The sequence below is a fragment of the Mycobacteriales bacterium genome (genome assembly GCA_035504215.1).
GTDB lineage: Bacteria > Actinomycetota > Actinomycetes > JAFAQI01 > JAFAQI01 > DATAUK01.
Genome location: DATJSI010000076.1, coordinates 1 through 6,896 on the forward strand (window position 1 = coordinate 1; position 6,896 = coordinate 6,896).

A 6,896-nucleotide genomic window follows, 5' to 3' on the forward strand; every position below is an offset into this window, starting at 1 on the left:
CGAGGAGGTGGCGAAGTTCCGGGCCGCCCGGCGGATCTGGGCGCGGGTCATGCGCGAGGAGTTCGGTGCCAAGGACCCGCGCTCCTGGATGCTGCGGTTCCACACCCAGACCGCCGGTGTGCAGCTCACCGCGCAGCAGCCGGAGGTCAACCTCATCCGGGTCACCGTGCAGGCGCTCGGCGCACTGTTCGGCGGCACGCAGTCGTTGCACACCAACTCCTTCGACGAGGCGATCGCGCTGCCCACCGAGAAGGCCGCGCGGCTGGCGGTGCGCACCCAGCAGGTGCTCGCGCACGAGAGCGACCTGACCTCGACCGTCGACCCGTTCGCCGGCTCGTACGCCGTCGAGTCGCTCACCGACGACGTCGAGGCCGCGGCGGGCGAGCTCATGACGACCGTCGAAGAGCTGGGCGGAGCGGTCGCGGCGATCGAGCAGGGTTACCAGAAGGGCCAGATCGAGCAGGCGGCGTACCGCACCGCGCAGCAGATCGACGCCGGCGAGCGGGTCGTGGTCGGTGTGAACCGATACACCGCCGGGTCCGAGGAGCACTATGAGCCGCTTCGGGTCGACCCGGCGATCGAGACCCGGCAGGCGGACCGGCTGGCCGCGCTTCGGGCCGAGCGGTCGGCGGGAGACGTGAAGCGCGCGCTCGACGACCTGCGGCACGCTGCGGAAGGGACGGACAACGTGTTGCCACCGATGAAAACCGCGCTCGCCGCGCACGCGACCGTCGGCGAGGTCTGCCACGCGCTGCGTGACGTCTGGGGCACCTACGTCGCCGTGGACGCGCTGTGACCATCGGAGAGCGCTCCGCACCGGTCAGCGGCGGGATCGATCTTGCGGCGGCGGAGGCCGCCGCCGCGGCCCTGCTCGACGCGCTCGGTATCGACCACTCGGAGGGCACGCTCGCCGGCACGCCGCGCCGGATCGCGAAGGCCTACGCTGAGCTGTTGACCCCCCGGGAGTTCTCGCTCACGACCTTCCCCAACGACGAGGGGTACGACGAGCTCGTGATCGCTCGGGACATCCCGTTCACGTCGCTGTGCGAGCACCACCTGCTGCCCTTCGTGGGCACCGCGATCGTGGCCTACCTTCCCGACGAGCGGATTCTCGGCCTGTCGAAGCTGGCCCGCGTGGTGGAGCTGTTCGCGCGTCGACCGCAGGTGCAGGAGCGCATGACCACGCAGATCGCGCACTGGCTCAACGACAACCTCGCGCCAAAAGGCGTGGGCATCGTGCTGCAGGCCGAGCACACCTGCATGACCACCAGGGGCGCCGGCGCCCGCGGCGCGACCACCGTGACCTCGACGGTGCTGGGCCGGCTGCGAGAGGACGCCCGCAGCCGAGCCGAGTTCCTGACGCTCGCGCACGGCAAGCCACCGATGATGGCCTGACAGGAAACTTTCAGGTTCTCCTCACCTTCGGCTCAGGGCGCATCCGCACGCTGACGGCGTGTCCCGGTTGACTCGCCAGCTCCGACGCTGGCCGGTGATCGCGGTCGTCGTCGTGGTCGTCCTCGCCGGTGGTGGCGTCGCGGCCTGGGCGATGACGCGGTCCGGCTCTGGATCTTCGTCGACCACTCTGGTGGCCGCGCGGGTCAACACGATCACCTCGACGGTGTCGGCGTCGGGCACGATCGAGCCCGCGCACCAGGCAAGCCTCGACTTCGCCGCGACCGGCCGGGTGACGAAGGTGTGGGTCAAGGCGGGCGACACGGTGAAGAAGGGACAGCGACTCGCTCGCGTCACCAAGGTCGCCCTCGTTGCCGCAAAGGATGCCGCCGAGGCGACCGTCACCTCGGCCGAGGACAAGGTGGCGAACGACGGCTCGGCAAGCTCCGTACAGCTGACCTCCGACAAGGCAGCGCTGCGGGCGGCGCGTAGCTCGCTCCGCAGCGCGAAGCAGGCGCTGGCTGCGGCCACGCTGCGCTCGACCATCGCCGGAACGGTCACGTCGGTGAACCTCACGGTCGGCCAGCAGGTGTCGGGTGGCTCATCGACCGGCGGCGTCAACGACGCCAGCGACTCGTCGAACGACTCCACGAGCCAGGTCGACGTCCAGTCGTCGAAAACGTTCATCGTCAACGCCGATGTCGACGACACCGAGATCAGCAGCGTCAAGAAGGGCCAGACCGTCGCGATCACGCCGGACGGAGCGATCCAGCCGGTCACCGGCACCGTCTCGTCGGTGAGCAGCGTGCCATCCAGCAGCTCCGGCGTCGTCACGTTCCCGATCGTCGTCAAGGTCTCCGGCCATCCCACTGGCGTCTACGCCGGCGCGAGCGCGACGCTTTCGGTCACGACCAAGAAGTCGTTCAAGGCGCTGGAGATCCCGACGCTGGCGATCACCTACAGCGGGTCGACGGCGAGCGTCGAGGTCAACGACGGCTCGGGGACCTCGAAGCGCACGATCACCGTCGGGCAGAGCTTCGGCGTCGAGACGCAGGTGCTGTCCGGCCTCAAAGCGGGCGACAAGGTGGTCGTGACGATCCCGACCTTCGGTCGCGCGATCACCAACCGCAACGGCGGCAAGGGCTTCCCGGGGTTCGGCAACGGCAACGGCGGCTTCCCCGGCAGTGGCAGCTTCGGCAACGGCGGCAACGGGGGTAGTGGCGGCTTTCCCACCGGTGGGTTCGGCGGCGGAGGATCGCCGGCCCCATGAGCACCGTGACCGACGCGACTGCGCCGACCCTCGAGCTCACGGATGTGACGAAGACCTATCGCACCGGCTCGCTCGACGTCGCGGCCCTGCGCGGAGTCACTCTGTCCGTCTTCGCCGGCGACTACATGGCGATCATGGGTCCCTCCGGCTCCGGCAAGTCGACCCTGATGCACATCCTCGGCTGCCTCGACGTACCGACCTCCGGTGACTACCTGCTCGCCGGCGAGCACGTGGGCGAGATGAACGAAGCCGAGCTCGCCGAGATCCGCAACCGGCGGATCGGCTTCGTGTTCCAGCAGTTCAACCTGCTCCCGTCGCTGTCCGCCTGGCGCAACGTCGAGCTGCCGCTCACCTACGCCGGAGTGCCTGCGCACGCGCGCCGCGAGCGGGCCATGGAAGCGCTCGACCGGGTGGGCCTGTCCGACCGGGTCGAGCACCGCCCGGGCGAGCTGTCCGGCGGCCAGCAGCAGCGGGTCGCGCTCGCCCGCGCGCTCGTCACGGATCCCGCAGTGATCCTGGCCGACGAACCGACCGGCAACCTCGACTCCGCCTCGTCCGCCGAGGTGCTCTCGCTGCTCGCCGATCTCCATCGGGCCGGGCGCACCGTCGTCCTCATCACCCACGAGGCGGACATTGCCGACCGGGCCCAACGCGTCGTCCACATCCTCGACGGGCAGCTCCAGCCCGAGCAGCCGCAACCGGTCGGTCCCCGATGAACTGGCTCGAGACCTCGCGCACCAGCCTGGCCGCGGTTCGCTCCCACCGGCTGCGCTCACTGCTCACCATGCTGGGCATCCTCATCGGGATCGCCGCAGTGATGCTGACGGTGGGTCTCGGCGAGGGCGCGCAGAAGCAGGTCCGTGACCAGATCAACGCGCTCGGCAGCAACCTGCTCGTGGTCACACCCGGCAGCTCGACCAACAGCTCGGGAGTGCGCGGCGGATTCGGATCGGCCTCGACCCTGACGACCGCGGACGCAGCCGCGCTCGACTCCAAGACCAGCAGCCCGGACATCGCCGCGGTGGCACCGACCACGTCGACCGAAGACGAGCTGACCGCTGGGTCGACCAACTGGACGACAAGCGTCGTCGGGGCGACCCCGTCGTGGCTGAGGGTGCGGGCCCGCAGCGTCACCACCGGACGCTTCCTCACCGCGAACGACGAGTCCGCCGATGCCGCGGTCGTGGTACTCGGCTCGGAGACCTCTTCGGAGCTGTTCGGTGCGCGCGACCCGGTGGGGCAGACCGTCACCATCGGCGGGATCCCGTTCCAGGTCGTCGGGCTGCTCAACTCGGTGGGATCGGGGTCTTCGTCCACCGGCGACCAGGACGACCAGGCGATCATCCCGCTCTCCACCGCGACCACCCGCGTCATCGGCGGAACCTCGCGAACCTCGGTCTCGGACATCTATCTCGAGGCGAGCAGCAGCCACACCATCTCGGCTGCCTACCAGGAAGCAGACCAGGAGCTGCTCGCCCTGCACGGCATCACGAACACGACCGATGCGGACTTCTCGATCGCTTCGCAGCAGTCACTGCTGTCCACGGCGACCAGCGTCGACAAGACTCTGACCGTGCTGCTCGGCGGGATCGCAGCGATCTCGCTCCTGGTCGGCGGGATCGGTGTCATGAACATCATGTTGGTCTCGGTGACGGAGCGGACCCGCGAGATCGGGCTGCGCAAGGCGCTCGGTGCGACCCCCAAGGCGATCCGGCGCCAGTTCCTCGTCGAGGCATCGGTCCTCGGCCTGTCCGGAGGAATCCTCGGCGTAGTGCTCGGGACGGTCGGCGCAATCGTGCTGCCTCACTTCCTCTCGGACCCGATTTCGATCTCGCCGGCAGCTGCGGCCGGCGCGATCGTCGTGGCGGTCGCCATCGGCATCGGCTTCGGTGTGTATCCCGCCAGCCGTGCGGCGAGACTGGCCCCGATCGACGCATTGCGGAGTGAGTGAGTGACATGACGGACAGGACGGATCCGACGATGGCAACCGCTTCCCGATCCCGGTACGCCGTACTCGGGTCAACCCTCGGCCTGGCGGCGCTGGCGTTGGTCGTCACCGCGTGCGGCGGCGGATCGAAGCCGAGCAGCGGCATCTCCCCTGCGGCCGGCTCGTCGAGCGCTCCCAACCGGCAGAACTTCACGGCCGACTTCGGCGTCGTGAGCGGGATGGTTCAGGCCGTCTCGAACGGCACGGCAGCGGTGAAGGAGAGCAACGGTACGAAGGGCTACATCGCGTGGGCATCGGTCACGCGGTTCTCGCGAATCAACACGATCGCGCTGTCCGGGATCGCCAAGGGCGACTGCGTCAGTGTGAGCGGCGTCGGCACCGCAACCTCGTCAAGCGCCCCGACGAAGTCGATCACCGCGGCGACCGTGTCGCTCACCGGCACGAAGGGGTGCGCATTCAGGTCGGGATCCGGTGGCTTCCCCGGCGGCAGTGTGCCCGGTGGCGGCAACGGATCGCCGCCGCCGTTCAGCAACTTGGCAACCCCGCGGCCGAGTGGATCGCCTGGTTTCCGTGGCGGCTTCGGCGGCGGTCGCCGGTTCAACGGTGCGTTCGGAACGGTGTCGTCGATCTCGGGTTCGACCCTCGTCGTGAAATCGCCTATCGGCGCCAGCAGTGTCACCGTCACGACCACGGCGAAGACCACGTTCACCTCAACCACGCAGGCGTCCGCGAGCGATGTCACCTCCGGCGTGTGTGTGGACGCCATCGGCGCAAAGACGAGCACCGGCCGGATCAACGCGCGCCAGATCACGCTGTCGTCGCCGGTAAACGGCAAGTGCGTGACACGGGCTCTGGGCGGTCTCGGCGGTCGCGGCTTCGGCTTCGGGTTCGGTGCTCCGCCCACGCCGATCAGCTCGCCAGGGGTCGCGAATGCCTAAGCCGCGCAGTCGGACCACTCGCCGGCTTCTGGTCGTCGGCGCCGTGATCGTCGTCGCGGCCGCGGCCGGCTCGACGGCGTGGGCGCTGACCCGGCCGGCCGGACCGTCGTACCGGACGGCCGCCGTCACCCGCGGCACGGTCGATCAGACGCTGACCACCACCGGCGAGCTGAGCCCGATGCGCTACGCCGACGACGACTTCCAGGTCGCCGGCAAGGTGGCCAAGGTCGACGTTAAGGTCGGCGACCATGTCGTGGCCGGCCATGCACTCGCCCACCTGCACCGCGCGACGTTGAAGGCAGCGGTGCGCACGGCCAACGCCGAGCTGACCAGCGCCCGCGAGCGGCTGTCCGAGGACGAGTCCGGCCAGTCGTCGGTCGGAACGTCGTCCACCACCGACACCACAGCAACGGATGTCAGCTACCGCGCGGCGACCGCGACCTCGAGCCCACGCCCGCAGCCGTCGGGCTCACCCGGGGGCACCGGCAGCAGCCCGAGCGGTCCCGGCACCGGTGGCCATCGCGGCCCAGTAACGACCGCGACGTTGCGCGCCGACCAGCGGGCCATCGTGCGCGCGCAACGTGCCGTCGACCGCGCCCTCGCTTCGGCGAAGATCGCACTGAAGACCGAGGCCACCGCGTGCGCGAGCGAGACCGGATCACCCTCCGGCGGCGCGTCGTCCAACGCCCAGGCGCTCTCGTGCACCGCGGCCGCCAAGGCGCTGCTCCATGACCAGCAGGTCGTGAGCGCGGACGAGACTGCCCTCGACCAGGCCGAGCAGGTGCTGAGCGGCGACCTGGCAACCGCCGAGAAGGCGTTGAAGGGAAAGGGAAGCTCGGGTTCGAAGTCGACCGGCTCACGCGGTGGGCAGTCGGCACTGAACGGGTCGACCAGCACGGTGAGCGCTGCCGACCTGGCCTCGGACCAGGCGAGCATCGACACCGACCGCGCACAAGTCGCGACCGCGAAGGCCAACCTCTCGCAGGCCACGTTGCACGCGACCATCAGCGGCAGGGTCGCTGCCGTCACGATCGACAAGGGCGACAGCGTGTCCGGCAGCGCCAGCTCGACCAGCCCGGCCGTCGAGATCATCGGCTCGCACCAGGACAAGGCGACCGTCTACGTCAGCGACGCCCAGGTACGCCGGACGAAGGTCGGCCAGTCAGCGCGGATCACTCCGGATGGCACGAGCCGCTCGGTCAGCGGCCGGGTCGTGGCCGTCGGAATCAGCGGCAGCGAGTCGGACAGCGGCTCGATCACGTATCCGGTGACGGTCGATGTTGCCGACCCGTCGAGCCGCCTCGTCGCCGGCGCGGACGCTGCGGTGTCAATCACCCTCGCGACCGCC

Annotated in this window: 7 protein-coding genes; all 7 read left to right on the plus strand. The window is 69.8% G+C overall.

Annotated features, from left to right (window positions below; genetic code table 11):
* Nucleotides 1–796: methylmalonyl-CoA mutase family protein (locus VME70_09320; GenBank protein ID HTW20395.1), on the plus strand; the 796-nt coding region annotated here is incomplete at its 5' end.
* Nucleotides 793–1,395, plus strand: coding sequence for a GTP cyclohydrolase I FolE (gene folE / locus VME70_09325; GenBank protein HTW20396.1), 603 nt, complete (start codon nucleotides 793–795; stop codon nucleotides 1,393–1,395). The genes VME70_09320 and folE, both read left to right, overlap by 4 nt.
* Before the next feature lie 58 nt (nucleotides 1,396–1,453).
* Nucleotides 1,454–2,662 carry an efflux RND transporter periplasmic adaptor subunit gene (locus VME70_09330; GenBank protein ID HTW20397.1) on the plus strand — a complete coding sequence of 403 codons (1,209 nt, stop codon included), beginning with the start codon at nucleotides 1,454–1,456 and terminating at the stop codon, nucleotides 2,660–2,662.
* On the plus strand, nucleotides 2,659–3,378 hold the full coding sequence (locus VME70_09335) for an ABC transporter ATP-binding protein (GenBank protein HTW20398.1): 720 nt from the start codon (nucleotides 2,659–2,661) through the stop codon (nucleotides 3,376–3,378). The genes VME70_09330 and VME70_09335 overlap by 4 nt, the downstream gene beginning before the upstream one ends.
* Nucleotides 3,375–4,613, plus strand: a complete 1,239-nt coding sequence (locus VME70_09340; protein ID HTW20399.1) for an ABC transporter permease — start codon at nucleotides 3,375–3,377, stop codon at nucleotides 4,611–4,613. The genes VME70_09335 and VME70_09340 overlap by 4 nt, the downstream gene beginning before the upstream one ends.
* A gap of 29 nt (nucleotides 4,614–4,642) precedes the next feature.
* A complete protein-coding gene (locus VME70_09345; GenBank protein ID HTW20400.1) occupies nucleotides 4,643–5,548 on the plus strand; it encodes a DUF5666 domain-containing protein in 906 nt (301 codons plus the stop codon).
* A partial coding sequence (locus VME70_09350; GenBank protein HTW20401.1) for an HlyD family efflux transporter periplasmic adaptor subunit occupies nucleotides 5,541–6,896 on the plus strand: 1,356 nt, incomplete at its 3' end. The genes VME70_09345 and VME70_09350, both read left to right, overlap by 8 nt.